The organism is Comamonas sp. 14P8.1.4, assembly GCF_057799285.1.
Genome location: NZ_JBYOKN010000014.1, coordinates 54,477 through 69,562 on the forward strand (window position 1 = coordinate 54,477; position 15,086 = coordinate 69,562).

General features: G+C 60.4%; 14 protein-coding genes and 1 tRNA gene. 7 read left to right on the forward strand and 8 right to left on the reverse strand.

All coding sequences use genetic code 11. The features are described from left to right. The first annotated feature begins 71 nt into the window (after positions 1-71). The 3 genes from AC27VO_RS15180 (at position 72) to AC27VO_RS15190 (ending at position 3,325) form a co-directional block, all read left to right on the forward strand. Positions 72-1,763, forward strand: a complete 1,692-nt coding sequence (locus tag AC27VO_RS15180; protein WP_488667555.1) for a long-chain fatty acid--CoA ligase — start codon at positions 72-74, stop codon at positions 1,761-1,763. Positions 1,764-2,009: 246 nt separating this feature from the next. Next, positions 2,010-2,774 carry a 2OG-Fe dioxygenase family protein gene (locus tag AC27VO_RS15185; protein WP_488667556.1) on the forward strand — a complete coding sequence of 255 codons (765 nt, stop codon included), beginning with the start codon at positions 2,010-2,012 and terminating at the stop codon, positions 2,772-2,774. Positions 2,775-2,887: 113 nt separating this feature from the next. Continuing rightward, on the forward strand, positions 2,888-3,325 hold the full coding sequence (locus AC27VO_RS15190) for a universal stress protein (protein ID WP_488667557.1): 438 nt from the start codon (positions 2,888-2,890) through the stop codon (positions 3,323-3,325). 139 nt (positions 3,326-3,464) lie between these two features. On the opposite strand, the gene AC27VO_RS15195 is transcribed toward AC27VO_RS15190, so the two are convergent. Further along, complete coding sequence (locus tag AC27VO_RS15195) at positions 3,465-4,058, reverse strand: energy-coupling factor transporter transmembrane component T family protein (RefSeq protein WP_488667558.1); 594 nt, start codon at positions 4,056-4,058, stop codon at positions 3,465-3,467. A 5-nt stretch (positions 4,059-4,063) separates the two neighbouring features. Beyond that, positions 4,064-4,798, reverse strand: a complete 735-nt coding sequence (locus AC27VO_RS15200) for an energy-coupling factor ABC transporter ATP-binding protein (protein ID WP_488667559.1) — start codon at positions 4,796-4,798, stop codon at positions 4,064-4,066. Positions 4,799-4,953: 155 nt separating this feature from the next. Here AC27VO_RS15200 and AC27VO_RS15205 point away from each other — a divergent pair, with 155 nt between their 5' ends. Next, positions 4,954-5,505 carry an NADPH-dependent FMN reductase gene (locus AC27VO_RS15205; protein ID WP_488667560.1) on the forward strand — a complete coding sequence of 184 codons (552 nt, stop codon included), beginning with the start codon at positions 4,954-4,956 and terminating at the stop codon, positions 5,503-5,505. Positions 5,506-5,685: 180 nt separating this feature from the next. On the opposite strand, the gene AC27VO_RS15210 is transcribed toward AC27VO_RS15205, so the two are convergent. Then, the gene (locus AC27VO_RS15210) at positions 5,686-6,060 is read right to left on the reverse strand and encodes a hypothetical protein (RefSeq protein ID WP_488667561.1); all 375 of its coding nucleotides are present in this window, start codon (positions 6,058-6,060) and stop codon (positions 5,686-5,688) included. A 361-nt stretch (positions 6,061-6,421) separates the two neighbouring features. On the opposite strand from AC27VO_RS15210, the gene AC27VO_RS15215 reads away from it, so the two are divergent. From AC27VO_RS15215 to AC27VO_RS15225, 3 genes are all read left to right on the forward strand, one after another. Then, positions 6,422-7,408: a TRAP transporter substrate-binding protein gene (locus AC27VO_RS15215; RefSeq protein WP_488667562.1), complete on the forward strand. Its 987-nt coding sequence runs from the start codon at positions 6,422-6,424 to the stop codon at positions 7,406-7,408. 212 nt (positions 7,409-7,620) lie between these two features. Continuing rightward, a complete protein-coding gene (locus AC27VO_RS15220) occupies positions 7,621-8,136 on the forward strand; it encodes a TRAP transporter small permease (RefSeq protein WP_488667563.1) in 516 nt (171 codons plus the stop codon). A 24-nt stretch (positions 8,137-8,160) separates the two neighbouring features. Further along, entirely contained in the window at positions 8,161-9,444 is a 1,284-nt protein-coding gene (locus AC27VO_RS15225; RefSeq protein WP_488667564.1) for a TRAP transporter large permease, read from the forward strand. Positions 9,445-9,637: 193 nt separating this feature from the next. Here AC27VO_RS15225 and AC27VO_RS15230 read toward each other — a convergent pair. The 5 genes from AC27VO_RS15230 to AC27VO_RS15250 form a co-directional block, all read right to left on the reverse strand. Beyond that, a tRNA-Ser gene (locus tag AC27VO_RS15230) sits at positions 9,638-9,728 on the reverse strand. A gap of 251 nt (positions 9,729-9,979) precedes the next feature. After that, positions 9,980-10,774, reverse strand: coding sequence for an ABC transporter ATP-binding protein (locus AC27VO_RS15235; protein ID WP_488667565.1), 795 nt, complete (start codon positions 10,772-10,774; stop codon positions 9,980-9,982). Between the two features lie 129 nt (positions 10,775-10,903). Then, on the reverse strand, positions 10,904-11,785 hold the full coding sequence (locus tag AC27VO_RS15240; protein WP_488667566.1) for an ABC transporter permease: 882 nt from the start codon (positions 11,783-11,785) through the stop codon (positions 10,904-10,906). 85 nt (positions 11,786-11,870) lie between these two features. Further along, entirely contained in the window at positions 11,871-12,836 is a 966-nt protein-coding gene (locus tag AC27VO_RS15245) for an ABC transporter substrate-binding protein (protein ID WP_488667567.1), read from the reverse strand. Between the two features lie 272 nt (positions 12,837-13,108). Beyond that, on the reverse strand, positions 13,109-14,809 hold the full coding sequence (locus AC27VO_RS15250) for an electron transfer flavoprotein-ubiquinone oxidoreductase (RefSeq protein WP_488667568.1): 1,701 nt from the start codon (positions 14,807-14,809) through the stop codon (positions 13,109-13,111). Positions 14,810-15,086 lie beyond the last annotated feature (277 nt).

Here is a 15,086-nt window from a genome sequence, read left to right on the forward strand (position 1 = left end):
CTTCCCGAATGCGATACCTGGTTGAAGGCGATAGTTTTGCGGTATTCGCAACCCGAGATGGAACTGCTTTTATGCGCTCGCACTTCAACCACTGGCCACGTCGTGTTCCCCATAGCCTGACAGTCCCCGCCACATCGCTGTGGGACAACCTGGCGACCAGCGCACGCCGTTATCCAGGCAAAGCGGCCCTGCAGTTCTTTGGCCATACCACTACCTACCGCGAGCTGGCCGAAGGGGCCGAGCGCATGGCCGCGCACCTGCATGCTGCCGGTGTGCGCAAGGGGGACCGGGTGATCTTGCTGATGCAGAACCTGCCGCAGCTGGTGCTGGCGCACTTTGCCATCCTGCGTGCCAATGCGGTGGTGGTGCCCGTCAACCCGATGAATCTGGCTGAAGAGCTCAAGCACTACATCACCGACGGCGATGTGAAGGTGGCAATCACCACCGCAGACCTGGGCGCCGAGCTGGTCAAGGCCAGCAATGCCTTGCCAGCAGGCCAGGGCTTGCAGCAGGTGGTGGTCACCCAGATGGGGGAATACCTGCCACCGCAAGGCCAGCGCGAGCCCATTCCCGATGCGTGGCAAGCCTGGCTGACGATGGAGCGCCCCGCCTTGACCTTGCAGGGCGGCGAAGTTGTGGCGTGGAAGCAGGCCCTGGCCAGCACGGCGCCCGCGCCAGCGCTGGAAGTGGGGGCGCAGGATTTGAGTGTGCTGCCTTACACCAGCGGTACCACCGGTCTGCCCAAAGGGTGCATGCATACGCATGCCAGCATCATGTTCAACGCCATCGCTTCGGCCACGTGGGGCAATGCAACCAGTGAGAACGTGACGCTGGCCGTCATCCCCATGTTCCACATCACGGGCATGGTGTCCATGATGCATTCCAGCATCTATACGGGTGCCACCATGGTGCTGATGCCGCGTTGGGACCGCGAGCTGGCTGGCCGCCTGATCTCGCAGTACAAGGTGACCAACTGGACGAATATTCCGACCATGGTCATCGACCTGTTTGGCAGCCCCAACTTCCAGCAGTTTGACCTCAGCAGCCTGACCTATATCGGCGGTGGTGGGGCGGCCATGCCGCAGGCTGTGGCGCAGCGTCTGTTCGAGGCATATGGCCTGCGCTACCAAGAAGGCTATGGCCTGACAGAAACGGCCGCCCCTTCGCACAACAACCCGCCAGAAAACGCCAAGCAGCAATGCCTGGGCATTCCCTTCATCAGCACCGATGCGCGGGTGGTGGACCCGGACACCCTGCAAGAGATGCCCGTGGGTGAGCAGGGTGAGATTCTGGTGTGCGGCCCGCAGGTGTTCCAGGGTTACTGGCGCAATGAGGCGGCAACCCGCTCCGTGTTTGTCGAGCTGGATGGCAAGCGCTTTTTCCGCACCGGAGATTTGGGCCGCACGGATGAGGATGGCTACTTCTTCATCACCGACCGCCTCAAGCGCATGATCAACGCCAGCGGCTTCAAGGTCTGGCCTGCCGAGGTGGAAGCGCTGATGTTCCGCCACCCGGCCATCCAAGAGGCCTGCGTGATCTCGGCCAAAGACGCGTACCGGGGCGAGACCGTCAAGGCCGTGGTGGTGCTGCGCCAGGAGCACAAGGGCAAGGTCACAGAAGAAGACATCAGCGCCTGGTGCCGCGACAACATGGCCGCCTACAAGGTGCCGCGCTTGGTGTCTTTTGTGGATGCGCTGCCCAAAAGCGGCAGTGGCAAGGTGATGTGGCGGCTGCTGCAGGAAGCGGAAGCCACGCCAGCCTGAGCGCGCTGAGGGCCCGTCGCCTTGACCCCAAAGCCAATACCCGTCAGGGATTGGCTTTTTGTTATGCCGGGCCACGCGATGCATGTGACGTGCGCGGTGGGGTGCTGGGTTCTTTTAGAGTGTTTTTAGGCGCTAGCCCTTATGCATCCAGCGCTTTTAGCTCACTATTTATAAAAAGTGTGCTGCGACCCACAGAGGGCTGCGTTCACCCTGACTGGCCTGCGCAGGAGTAAGCTTGCAGGCCTTATGGCCTCTGTGACTTTTACCCCCCCGTACCACGCTCCCAACCGCGTGGTTGAGCAACTGCGTGACCATGGCTACGCCGTGTTGCAGCCTGCGGATGTGGCGGCTTGGCTGGGCTGCCCGCTGGATGCTTTGTTGGCCCTGAACCCAGACTGGGAGGCGCTGCCCGCAGACGAGTTTTTGAAAGACGGTGGTCGCTACCGCTTTCGCCGCCATGGCAGCTTTACCGTGACCGACGGTGCGGTGCAGCAAGTACCCCACCGCGCCCACTGGCAGCCAGTGAAATACAACGCCTTGCACGGCGGCATGGAGCGCTGGTTCGCCCCCATGTTGCCTGCTACCACGCAGCAGCCGGTGTGGCCGCTGCTGGTGGGGCAGTTGGCTCAGCTGTCGCAGCAGTTGTTTGCCGAAGACGTACATGCGCCGTGCTATGTCGAGGCGCACCAGTTTCGCATTGACACGGCCAACGGCATTGGCCGGCCCACACCCGAAGGCGCACACCGCGATGGCGTGGACCTGGTGGCCGTGTTCCTGGTGGGGCGCAAGGGCATCAAGGGTGGTGAGACCCGTGTGTTTGAGGCCCGTGGCCCCAGCGGTCTGCGCTTTACCCTGACGGAGCCCTGGTCGCTGATGCTGCTGGATGATGCGCGCATGATCCATGAATCGACCCCGATTCAGCCGATCGACGCAAACGCGCCGGGTTCGCGCGACACCCTGGTGGTGACCTGCCGCTGCAACGGTTTTCAAGGCATGGAAAGCAAAAAGTAACCTGATTTGACGCGAATCAAGATGGGCGCTCTACTACAAGCGCAGACTGTGGTCATGGGTGGAGGTCAACGCAAGGCATCCCCGCCCCCTGTTTACAACACGAGGAGTTTTTCATGTTCAAGCACATTTTGGTTCCAGTAGACGGTTCGGAAACATCGCTGAAGGCGGTCTCCAAGGCTGTGGAGTTGGCCAAGGCCTTTGACAGTGAAGTGACGGCGGTGTACGTGCTCGACCCCTATCCCTTCACCGGCGTGGGCGCGGACTTTGCCTATGGCCAGGCCCAGTACCTGAGCGCTGCCACCGCAGAGGCGAACAAGGCCCTGGAAGATGTGAACAAGGCCATGGCCGACTCCGGCGTGGCCGTGAAAACACTGGTGGGCGAAGGTCATGCCGTGCACGAAGGCATTGCCCGTGTGGGGGAGAACGTGGGTGCTGACCTGATCGTCATGGGCTCGCACGGCCGCCGCGGTCTGGAAAAACTGGTGCTGGGCAGCGTGGCGCAACGCGTGCTGCAAACCGCACATGTGCCAGTGCTGGTGGTGCGCGACTGAGCGTCTTGCCACACACCACAAAAAAACGCTGCCTGAGGCAGCGTTTTTTTGTGGTGTGTGGCGCGGCAGGGGGGGTAGGTGAGATGGGGGTAGCTATCGCATCGGCTGCCGCCAGCCTCAGAAAAGGTGCTGGCCGGGGCTACTGCCCCAGGCGGGCATACAGCGCATCGGCCACACGTTTGGCCGTCTGCAGCATTTGAATGGTCAGCGGTGCCAGCACATGCCAGCCGCCTCTGCGGCCCGTGCGCAGGCGGTAGGCGTCGTCCAGCCGCTTCCACTGCACAAAAAAGTGCTCGATAAAGCGCATCATCAGCGCCAGCTGCAGCGCAAATCGCTGCGCGGGAAAACCGATTTTGGCCAGCGGTTGCAGCAGGGTCTCCAGCAGCTGCAAGATGTGTGTGGGGTGGGTGGTGACGGTCAGTGCCACGCCCAGTGTGGAAGCACAGGCCAGACGCAGCGCGCTGACGAGGGCCAGCGCATAGTGGCCCATCCAGGCATGAAAGCCGGCAATCAGCAACGCTGCAATCAGCACTGACACGATCAGGCGCCGCGCCACGCGCGTGGCAGGGCCCAGGCTGAGCCAGAGCACGAAGCAACCCAGGGCGCAGCCCACCATGATGGCCGGGGACTGCAGCACAAACAGCACGGTGCTGAGCACGGCCATCAGCACCAGCTTGAGCGCGGGGCTCAGGCGGTGCAGCCAAGTGAGGTGTTCGCTGTAGAGGCTACCCATGGCGCTCAGTGGCCCGCAGCCGCGATGCGCAAGCGCACATCGGCCTCGTAGGCGGCGCATACGTCGGTGCCCGCACCATCGGCGCGGACCTGGCCACGGTCCAGCCAAATTACGCGCGGAAAGTGGCGCACATGGTCCAGCAAGTGGGTGGAGACAATCACCTGCTGCGGGGCCTGTGCAATATCGTGGGCCAGCTGGGCTTGGCTGGGCAGGTCCAGGCTGGCATAGGGCTCATCCAGCAGCAGGCTGCGCGGGCCGGCCAGCAGCAGCGCCAGCCAGCACACATGCTGGCGCTGGCCTTGGCTGAGGCTGGTGACGGCGCGCTCGGCCCAGTCGTGCAGACCGCGGGCCTGCAAAAACTGCAGGGCCTGGGCCTGGGCTTGTTTTTTGTTCAAACCCTGGGGCTGCAGGCCCAGCGCCAGCTCTTCCACCACGGTGGGGAAGATGATCTGGTCATCTGGGTTTTGAAACATCATGCCCACCCAGCGTGCGCGCTGCGCACCGGCCGCGTGCAGGTCCTGGCCCTGGCTGCGAATCTGGCCGCTGTCTGGCACTTCCAGGCCGCACAGCAGGCGCAGCAAGCTGGTTTTGCCCACACCGTTGTCGCCGATCAGGCCAATGCGCGGTTCGTGCAATTGCAGATTCAGCCCCGCAAAGACGGCGGTGCGGCCACGGCGCAAGTGCACATCGTGCACTTCCAGGGCGGGTTCACAAGCGGGAGAGGGGGAGGGAGCGTTCATTCAGGGGAGCAGGCCATTGGCCATCGGCGCAAAGCAGGCCGCATTGTGCCTGATGGGGGAGAGGGCGACGCTGTAGGCGTTGGCTCACGTCTGCGCCCAGGTGTTGCTTTCATAATGGGTGCCATTTTCAACCCTGGAATCCTGGAGTGCGTTTTATGAGTCAAATCCAAGTGGCCGTCATTGTGGGCAGTCTGCGCAAAGATTCGTTCAATCGTCAACTGGCCCATGCCATGGCGAAGATGGCACCGGCGGGCGTGCAGTTCAAAGAAGTCGCCATTGGCGATTTGCCGTTGTACAACCAGGAAGCAGACGGCCACGAAGTGGCTGCCGTCAAGCAATTTCGCGATGCAGTGCGCGCTGCCGAGGCGGTGCTGTTTGTCACGCCCGAATACAACCGTTCGATGACCGCTGCGCTCAAGAATGCGCTGGATCAAGGGTCGCGCCCTTATGGCCAGAGTGTGTGGGATGGCAAGCCTGCGGGGGTGATTGGCATCTCTTTGGGCGCCACCGGTACGTCGATGGCGCAGCAGCACCTGCGCAATGTGATTAGCTACCTGAATATGCCAACGCTGGGGCAGCCCGAGATGTTCCTGCAGTACAAGGAAGACTTCTTCACCGCAGACGGTGCGGTGGGTGAGCGCAGCAACGCCTTTGTCCAGAAGTTTGTGGACCAGTTTTTGGCCTGGGCGGCCAAGCACAAGCAGTAAGCCCTAGGGCCTGGCGGGCAGAGCCTGCGCACAGGCCGGGCACAACAAAGTGCTTATAAATAAAGAGCTGCCAGCGCTCGTGTTTTCTAGGTTTTGCATGCTAATGGCATGGAAACCCAGTCACACCAAGCGCTGGCAGCTCTTTATTTTGCGCAATCGCTGACGGACTCTTGCCAGCGCTTACAGGCCCTTGGCCTGGTCGATGGCCTGCACAATGGTTTTGCCGGTGTTTTGCACGCCCGGTTTGTCAAAGCCCGTGCCTGGGGTGACGGCGGGGTGGGCCAACAGGTATTTGCGGGTTTCCTGGGCCTGGGCCACTTCCTGGTTGCGCGCAGTCATGGCTGGTGCGGCGGACGGCGCTGGCGTGTCCTGGGTGTTGCGCAGGTAGTTGCTGTACACGTCAGCCTGCTGGCGTTGGGCGCTCTGGTCACGCTGCGTCTGCATCCAGTAGCCACCGACGATCAAGGCTGCCACCAGCACCATCACGGTAAAGACCAGACCTGTGACCAGGGTGGAGTCGTTGCTTTTGGCGGGAAGTGCGCGGGGTGCAGCCATGGTGTGTTTCAGTGTTTTAGCAGTGGTATCGGGAGAATTGTAGGGCGCAAGAAACACTGAGTAACTTTTTCTCGCACCGAGAGCTAGGGTTTTTGCGTAGCTGCAGACGCAGCCTTCGTTTTTCGGTATGTGCGTACAAACACGTAGAAATGACAAATGGCTGTGATGTTGTGGTAAGTGCTTGCTGTCGTTGGGTATTTTTTGTTTTCTGGTCGTATTTCCCCGTACAGGCAGGCGCAACAATTTTTTTACAATGTGGTCAGATTTTTTAAATAAGAAGCTTCGCGGTGACAGGCGTGCGTGCATGCGACGCCTGTCGGAGTGAAGCGCTATTCATATCACTGCATACGAGGGACATCCCATGGTCATGATTCGCCGTACTTTTATCGCCGCCTGTGCCACTGCCGCTGTGGCGCTGACCGCAGGTAATGCCGTTGCCGCACCCAAGGAAGTGAAGTTGGGCTATGCGCTGGCTGTGAATTCGCACTACGGTGCAGCGGCCAAGGCCTGGTCGGAGTCGGTCGAAAAAACCACGGGCGGTGCATTTGCCGTCAAGCAGTTCCCTTCCAGCGCCTTGGGCGGTGAGCGCGAGCTGATCGAAGGTCTGCAGCTGGGCACCGTGGAAGCGGCGATCGTCTCGACCGGCGCGCTGAGCAACTTTGTCGGCGACGTCGGTATCGTGGACATTCCTTTCCTGTTCCGCGACACCAAGCATGCCCGTGCTGTGCTGGATGGCAAGTTTGGTCAAGACCTGCTGGGCAAGTTCAAGCAGCGTGGCCTGGTGGCACTGGCCTGGGGTGAGCAAGGCTTTCGCCACCTGACTAACAACAAAGTGGCGGTCAAGAATGTGGCCGACATGAAGGGTCTGAAGATCCGTGTGACCGAGAACCCCGTGCACATCACCGCGTTCCGCACACTGGGTGCATCGCCCACTCCCATGTCCTGGCCCGAAGTGATCAGCGCCTTGCAGCAAGGCACGATCGACGGCCAAGAGAACCCCATCTCGGTGCTCACTTCCTCCAAGCTGTGGGAAGTGCAAAAGCACCTGACCCTGACTTCGCACGTGTACGCCCCCGTGGTGCTGATTTTGTCGCCCACCTTCTGGGGTGGTCTGAATGATGCACAAAAGGCCGCCTTTACCGAAGGTGCCAAGGCCGGTGCACTGGCTTCGCGCGTCTTTGTGGACGATGTGGAAACCAAGGGCGTGGAAATGGCCAAGAGCCATGGCATGCAAGTGGTGGACAAGGTGGATGCAGCCGCCTTCCGCGCTGCTTTGGAGCCTGCTTACAAGCAGTACGCCAAGAAGTTCGGCCAGTCCACACTGGACGCTATTGCGAACGTGAAGTAAACAAGCGCGGCTTTCCCTGCATTGCGCTGCAATCGCAAGGCCTGCGAGTGCTTTTGAGCACCGCAGGCTTTTTGCCTTTGGCGATGGCGGGGAAGGTGGCGCAACGGTACCTGCCGGTCAACCTTGTTGGCCTGTGGGAAGAGTGGACTCTTTAAAGAAAGCGCTGTGGGACTGGTGCACATCGATGTGCGCCGCGCCCATGGCGACAACCTATGCTGGATCGCTTTGAACGCGGCTTGGTGGCAGCCAACCGCTGGTTACTCATTCTCTTGTTGCTGGCCATGGCCATCATCATTTTTGCCAACGTGGTGCTGCGCTACAGCACGGGTGACTCCATCATCTGGGCCGAAGAAGTGGCACGCCACATGATGATCTGGGTGGCTTTCCTCGGTGCAGGTCTGGCCCTGCGCTTTGGGGGCCATGTGGCCATTGACAACTTGCACCGTGCGGTCAGCACACGGGCTGCACGCGTCATGCGCAGCGTGGTGGTGCTGGGTCTGGCGCTGTTCTTCATCTTCATGACGGTGGCATCCAGTGACTATGTCTGGCGCACGCGCTTTCAGAGCACGGCGGCCACGGACATTCCGATCTCCTTCATCTACGCGGCCATGCCGGTGGGCTTTGTGCTGATGCTGCTGCATCTGCTGCTGATTGCGCGCCGCTACATCGCAGAGGGTGACTACGCGCACTCCGAAGAAATTGACGGCGAAGCCGCAGGCTCGCTGTAAGCAGGGTCAAGACAAGGAAAACCAATGACTTTGACACTGATTATTGGCCTGGTGCTGTTGATGGCGCTGGGCTTTCCGGTGGCCTTTGCCTTGGCCATCGCCTCCGCCATTGCCGTTTTTGTGGGTGGCAAGTACCCACAGCTGGTGGTGTTCAAGGAGATGTTCACCGGCATCGACAGCTTTCCGCTGATGGCCGTGCCCTTCTTCATCTTTGCGGCCGAGTTGATGTCCGGTGGCGCACTGACCCATGTGCTGCTGCGTTTTGCAGCGCAGTTTGTGGGACATTTGCGCGGTGGCCTGGGCTATGCGAACGTGGGCTCGTCTGTGCTGTTCTCGGGCATTTCCGGCTCGGCCCTGGCCGATGCAGCCGGTCCTGGCGCGATGATGGTCAAGATGATGCAAAAGGCCGGGTATGACCGTCCGTATGCGGCGGCGTTGTCGGCGAATGCGGCCATCATGGGCCCCATCATTCCACCGTCGATCAGCATGATCATCTATGCACTGCAAGATGAGAACGTCTCAGTGGGCGGCTTGTTCATCGCAGGCTTCATCCCGGGCCTGTTGATTGCGGCGGCCCTGTGTGTGGTGAACTGGTACATCAGCAAAAAGCGCGACTATCGCTCAACCGAGGCACGTCCATCGGGCCGTGAAATGCTGATCAACACCATCAAAGCCATTCCAGCGCTGGGTCTGGTGGTGCTGATCATTGTGGGCATTCGCTTTGGCGTGTTTACGCCCACCGAGGCTTCGGTGGTGGCGGTGGTCTATGCCTTTGTCTGTGGCAAGTGGGTGTATCGCACGCTGCGCTGGGATGCGATTCCGGCGCTGACCTCGCGCTCGGCGCTGCTTACGGCTTCGGTGCTGCTGGTGATGGCGGCTTCGCAGCCGTTTGCCTGGATTTTGACGGTCGAAGGCATTCCGCAGTACTTGTCCGAGTTGATCATCAGCTGGGGGCTGTCTCCCATCATGTTCTTGCTGGCGGTGAACGTGCTGCTGCTGGTCTTTGGCATCTTCATGGAGCCACTGCCAGGCATCATGATCTTGGTGCCCATCCTGGCGCCTATTGCCAATGCGCTGGGCATTGACCCCATCCAATTTGCCATGGTGGTGGTGGTGAACCTGACGCTGGGCATGATCACGCCGCCAGTGGGGGGGCTGCTGTTTGTGACCTGCGTGGCCACCAAAACCACTTTGAGTGAGCTGAACAAGGAGTTGCCGCTGTTCCTGGTGGCCCAGTTTGTGGTGCTGATGCTGCTGACCTTCATTCCCGCCCTGTCGACTTGGGTGCCGCATGCGCTGGGCTTTTGACGTCGGTTGATTGCACCTCTACCAAGCCCGGCAATGCCGGGCTTTTTTGTGCCGACGGATGTGTGCATTCCGTCTGAATCTGATGAGCCTGCCCGTGGGTGGGGTTGCCGTGTTGCGTGACGTTGGGCTGCGGCACCCGGTGGCAGTGGAGCGCAGCAAAAGAAAAAGCGCCTCGAAGGCGCTTTTCAAAATTTGGCGGAAGGGGCGGGATTCGAACCCGCGGTAGGCTATTAACCTACACACGCTTTCCAGGCGTGCGACTTAAACCGCTCATCCACCCTTCCTGGCAACACAGGCAGTGCTGTGTGCTGAAATGCAAATCCAAGCGATGCGCTTGGATTTGGAATTGATTCACAAGATGTGTGATGTCTTGTGAAGAGTGTCGATTGTAACCCGGTTTACGGGGGCTGAATGGAAGATGGGCAATTTACCCCTGGAGAGGGCGGTGTGCCCGGAGGACGGGCTTTCAATAAAAAAATAGCTGCAAGCGCTGATCTATCAGACGCTTGCAGCTATTTTTTTTGATGGCGTGGACTTAGCCGAGTAGCAGGGCGTCATCCGCCAGTTTTTCGCCACGCACTTTCTCGAACATGTGCAGCAGATCGGTCACATCCATTTGGGCGCGTTCTTCGCCACTCACGTCCAGTACCACTTGCCCCTGGTGGAGCATGACGGTGCGCTCGCCCACGTCCAGGGCTTGGCGCATCGAGTGCGTGACCATCATGGTGGTCAGCTTGCTCTCACGCACGATGCGGTCGGTCAGCTGCAGCACAAAGTCCGCAGTGCGGGGGTCAAGCGCAGCGGTGTGTTCGTCCAGCAGCAGGATGCGCGAGGGCTGCAGCGCCGCCATCAGCAGACTGACGGCCTGGCGCTGGCCACCCGAGAGCAGGCCGATGCGGTCGGTCAGGCGGTTTTCCAGGCCCAGGCCCAGTGTGGCCAGGCGTTCGCGGTACAGCGCACGGTGTTCATTCTTGACAGCACGCGAGAGGCCACGCGATGCGCCACGGCAGTGTGCCAAGGCCATGTTTTCTTCAATGCTCAGGTCTTCGCAGGTGCCAGCCATTGGGTCTTGAAACACGCGGGCCACGCGGTGGGCACGGTCCCACACCGGGCGCTGGGTCATGTCTTCACCGGCGATATGGATGCTGCCCTTGTCCACACTCTGATCGCCTGAGACAGCGTTCAAGAAGGTGGATTTGCCCGCGCCGTTGGAGCCGATGACCGTCACGAATTGGCCATCCGGAATGTTCAGGGACAGGCCGCGCAGGGCGCGGGTTTCGATGGGCGTGCCAGGATTGAAGGTGAGTTCGAGGTTTTGGGCGCTCAACATGGAATGTTCTCCGGCCAGTGGCTGCCGTGGCAGCACTGAAATTGGGGTGGGCCCTGCCTGGATGCACCAGGCGAGGGCCGCCTTGCAGCGATGGCGCACGCACAAAGTGGGCGGCGCCATTGCTCAGGGTTACTTCTTTTTGAGCTTGCGCTTGAGTTGGGGTATCACCAGGGCAATGGTCACCAGCACGGCGGTCACCAGGTTCAGATCCTGGGCCTTCAGGCCGATGAAGTCGCTGTTCAAGGCGGCGGCAATAAAGAAGCGGTAGACAATCGCGCCGACCACCACGGCCAACGTGGCCCAGATGATTTTGCGCGAAGGCAGGATGGTCTCGCCCACGATCACAGCAGCCAGTCCAATGACGATGGTGCCAATGCCCATGGAGATGTCAGAGCCACCCTGGGTCTGGACAAACATGGCGCCGGCCAGGCCCACCAGACCGTTGGAGACAGCCATGCCCAGCAAAATCATGCCGCCGGTGTTGACCCCCTGGGCACGTGCCATGCGGGCGTTGGAGCCTGTGGCGCGAATGGCCAGGCCGCGCTGGGTGGCAAAAAACCAGTCCAGCAGCAGCTTGGCGGCAATCACAATGACCAGCAGCAGCAGGGGGCGGAAGACGTAGTCCTCCATGCTTGCGGGCTGCAGCAGGTTGAAGATGGTGGGGTCGTTGATCAGCGGCACATTCGGGCCACCCATGATGCGCAGATTCACCGAGTACAGCGCAATCATCATCAGGATGGAGGCCAGCAGATCCATGATCTTGAGCTTGACGTTCAGCCAGCCTGTCACCATGCCAGCGACCGCGCCTGCGGCCGTGGCGGCCAGCGTGGCGAGCCAGGGATTGGTGCCTGTGGAGATCAGGATGGCGCAGACGGCGCCCCCCAGCGGAAAGCTGCCGTCGACCGTGAGGTCGGGAAAGCGCAGCAATCGGAAAGAGATATACACACCCAGCGCGACGAGGGCGAAGATCAGGCCAATTTCAATGGCACCGAGCAGCGAAAACAGAGACATGGAACAAAAGCAGTCGGTTGCTGGGAAGAAATGAAAAAAGGCAGGGCCAACCCATTGGCGCCTGCCTTTGTGCTCAAGCGGGAGATTACTTCACCACTTCAGCGGCGCTTTTGACCAAGGCGTCAGACAGTTTCACACCTTGCTTGTCGGCTGCGCCGGGGTTGACGAACAGCTCCATCTTGGTGCTGACTTCAGGCTTGATGGTGCCTGGGGCCTCGCCCTTCAGAATGCGCGCGACCATGCGGCCTGTTTGCTCGCCCAGATCGCGGTAGTTGATGCCATAGGCGGCCACAGCGCCGCGCTTGACGGAGTCGGTGTCCGAGGCCACCAACGGAATCTTGGCGTCCTGGCCCACTTTGACCAGCGCTTCGTACGCGGAGACCACGTTGTTGTCGGTCGAGGTGTAGATCACATCCACCTTGCCCACCAGGCTGCGTGCAGCGCTGCTCACGTCCACCGAACGCGGGGCGGCTGCTTCGACCAATGTCATGCCCAGGGTTGGCAGCAGCTTTTGCAGTTCTTTGACGACCACCACGGAGTTGGCTTCGCCAGGGTTGTAGACCATGCCCACGCGCTTGGCTGCAGGTGCCACTTGCTTGACCAGGTCCATTTGCTTGTCCAGGGCCAGCAGGTCAGACACGCCGGTCACATTGGTCTTGGAAGCTTCCCAGTTGGGTACCAGCTTGGCGGCCACTGGGTCGGTCACGGCAGAGAACACCACGGGCACGGACTTGGTGGATGCCACCACAGCCTGTGCGGATGGGGTGGCGATGGCCACGATGGCGTCGGGCTTGTCACCCACAAACTTGCGGGCAATTTGGGCGGCGGTGCCGGTGTTGCCTTGGGCGCTTTGGTATTGCCACTTCAGGTTCTTGCCCGCTTCAAAGCCTTCGGCCTTCAGTGCGGCTTGCACGCCGTCACGTACGGCGTCCAGGGCAGGGTGCTCGACAATGGCTGTCACAGCAACGGACTTGTCCGCAGCGTGTGCGCTGGTCAGGGAAGCGATAGCCAGAGCGACAGCACCCAAAGGTGCCCAAGACTTGAAATTCATTGCTTTTCTCCACCGTTGTTATGAAGCCGGAATGGCTGTGATGCATGCAAAGAACGGGCCAGCTGGTGTTCGTGCTTTGCGCCAATCAAGTCTATAGCAGCGACTGCGTACCACTTTTACAGGGCACAGGCAGATGTGTCCGATTTCCTACATCACGCATTTTTATTGCGTGATGTGCAAATCTCCTGCGTTGTGCCTGTTTGTGGTGCCTTCAGTTGTAAAAAAAGGCTCGCAATGCGAGCCTTTTTTGCATAAAGCATGCAGCCAAGGGCTTACATGCCTGAGTAGGTCGGGCCGCCGCCGCCTTCGGGGGTCACCCAGACAATGTTCTGTGTGGGGTCCTTGATGTCACAGGTCTTGCAGTGCACGCAGTTTTGCGCGTTGATCTGCAAGCGCTTGCCACCTTGCTCGGTGTTGTCCACAAATTCATAGACGCCAGCGGGGCAGTAGCGGCTTTCGGGGCCGGCAAACTTGGCCAGATTGATGTTCACGGGCACCGAAGCATCCTTCAGTGTCAGGTGGGCGGGCTGGTCTTCACCGTGGTTGGTGCCGCTGATGAACACGCTGGACAGGCGGTCAAACGTCAGCTTGCCATCGGGCTTGGGGTAGTCGATGGGCTGGCATTCGGCCGCAGGCTTGAGGTAGGTGTGGTCGGGCTTGTCGCGGTGCAGCGTCCATGGGATGTTGCCCTTGAGCAGGAATTGCTCAATACCGTTCATGACGGTGGCGGTCGACAGACCCTTCTTGAACCAGGTCTTGAAGTTACGCGCCTTCCACAGTTCGTCGTACAGCCAGCTGCTCTCGAAAGCGGTTTCGTAGGCGTTCAACTCATCGCCTTGGCGACCGGCAACGATGGCATCGTAAGCGGCTTCAGCGGCCAGCATGCCGGTCTTGATGGCCGCGTGGCTGCCCTTGATGCGCGAAGCGTTCAGGAAGCCCGCGTCGCAACCCACCAGCGCGCCGCCGGGGAACACAAACTTGGGCAGGCTCAAGATGCCGCCGGCCGTGATGGCGCGGGCACCGTAGGAGATGCGCTTGGCGGGCTTGATGCCGTTGGCCTCGTCACCTTCCAGGTAGTAACGGATGTTGGGGTGCGTCTTCCAACGCTGCATCTCTTCAAACGGCGAGAGATAAGGGTTGGCGTAGTCCAGACCGGTGACAAAGCCCAGGGTGACCAAGTTGCCTTCCAGGTGGTAGAGGAAACCGCCGCCATAGGTCTTGCTGTCCATGGGCCAGCCGCCGGTGTGCAGCACCATGCCGGGTTTGTGGCGTGCGGGGTCAATTTCCCACAGTTCCTTGATGCCCAGGCCATAGGCTTGGGGGTCTTTGCCATCGTCGAGCTTGAACTTGGCAATGATTTGCTTGCCCAGGTGGCCACGTGCGCCTTCGGCGAAGATGGTGTACTTGCCGTGCAACTCCATGCCCAGCTGGAATTCGCCGGTGGGCTCGCCATCCTTGCCAACGCCCATGTTGCCGGTGGCAATACCTTTGACGGAGCCGTCTTCGTTGTAGAGCACTTCAGCCGCGGCAAAGCCGGGGAAAATTTCCACGCCCAGCGCTTCGGCCTGGTCGGCCAGCCACTTGGTCACAAAACCCAGGCGGACGATGTAGTTGCCTTCGTTGTGAAAGCACTTGGGCAGCAGAAAGTTGGGGGTGCGCAGCGAGCCTTTTTCGCTGAAGAACACCATGGCGTCTTCGGTGACAGGCTGGTTCAGTGGTGCGCCTTTTTCTTTCCAGTCAGGGATCAGCTCCGTCAGCGCGATGGGGTCCATGATGGCGCCCGACAGCGTGTGCGCGCCGGGCTCGGAGCCTTTTTCCAGCACCACGACAGATACGTCTTGGCCTTTTTCCGCGGACAGCTGCTTGAGGCGGATGGCTGTTGCCAGACCGCCGGGGCCGCCGCCGACGATCACCACGTCATATTCCATAGCCTCTCGGGGGCCGTATTGCGCCAAGATCTCTTCGTTTGTCATCGGGGTGTCTCTCTTGGAAATATCAAAACCTGTATGGCACGCGCGTGCTAACACCTGCCACAAATTGCGGCTGATTCTATGCGGGGTCTTCGCATCTACCTAAGAACTTGCAGCGTGGTAGACACGTTTGGTGCGCAGAATGGGGGTTTTAGTCACATTGCTGACGCATTGGCGACGCATTCTTTGGGCGTTGCCACAGGGCGCAGGGGTGATGCAGACAAGATGTGCCTATTAGTGAAAAAGCAGGAGCCAAGGGTATGAAGCTGGAGATTCCAGA

Coding starts and splice junctions, on each gene's coding strand:
- AC27VO_RS15180 (WP_488667555.1), top strand. CDS start 72: ATGCGCTCGCACTTCAACCACTGGCCACGTCGTGTTCCCCATAGCCTG.
- AC27VO_RS15185 (WP_488667556.1), top strand. CDS start 2,010: ATGGCCTCTGTGACTTTTACCCCCCCGTACCACGCTCCCAACCGCGTG.
- AC27VO_RS15190 (WP_488667557.1), top strand. CDS start 2,888: ATGTTCAAGCACATTTTGGTTCCAGTAGACGGTTCGGAAACATCGCTG.
- AC27VO_RS15195 (WP_488667558.1), bottom strand. CDS start 4,058: ATGGGTAGCCTCTACAGCGAACACCTCACTTGGCTGCACCGCCTGAGC.
- AC27VO_RS15200 (WP_488667559.1), bottom strand. CDS start 4,798: ATGAACGCTCCCTCCCCCTCTCCCGCTTGTGAACCCGCCCTGGAAGTG.
- AC27VO_RS15205 (WP_488667560.1), top strand. CDS start 4,954: ATGAGTCAAATCCAAGTGGCCGTCATTGTGGGCAGTCTGCGCAAAGAT.
- AC27VO_RS15210 (WP_488667561.1), bottom strand. CDS start 6,060: ATGGCTGCACCCCGCGCACTTCCCGCCAAAAGCAACGACTCCACCCTG.
- AC27VO_RS15215 (WP_488667562.1), top strand. CDS start 6,422: ATGGTCATGATTCGCCGTACTTTTATCGCCGCCTGTGCCACTGCCGCT.
- AC27VO_RS15220 (WP_488667563.1), top strand. CDS start 7,621: ATGCTGGATCGCTTTGAACGCGGCTTGGTGGCAGCCAACCGCTGGTTA.
- AC27VO_RS15225 (WP_488667564.1), top strand. CDS start 8,161: ATGACTTTGACACTGATTATTGGCCTGGTGCTGTTGATGGCGCTGGGC.
- AC27VO_RS15235 (WP_488667565.1), bottom strand. CDS start 10,774: ATGTTGAGCGCCCAAAACCTCGAACTCACCTTCAATCCTGGCACGCCC.
- AC27VO_RS15240 (WP_488667566.1), bottom strand. CDS start 11,785: ATGTCTCTGTTTTCGCTGCTCGGTGCCATTGAAATTGGCCTGATCTTC.
- AC27VO_RS15245 (WP_488667567.1), bottom strand. CDS start 12,836: ATGAATTTCAAGTCTTGGGCACCTTTGGGTGCTGTCGCTCTGGCTATC.
- AC27VO_RS15250 (WP_488667568.1), bottom strand. CDS start 14,809: ATGACAAACGAAGAGATCTTGGCGCAATACGGCCCCCGAGAGGCTATG.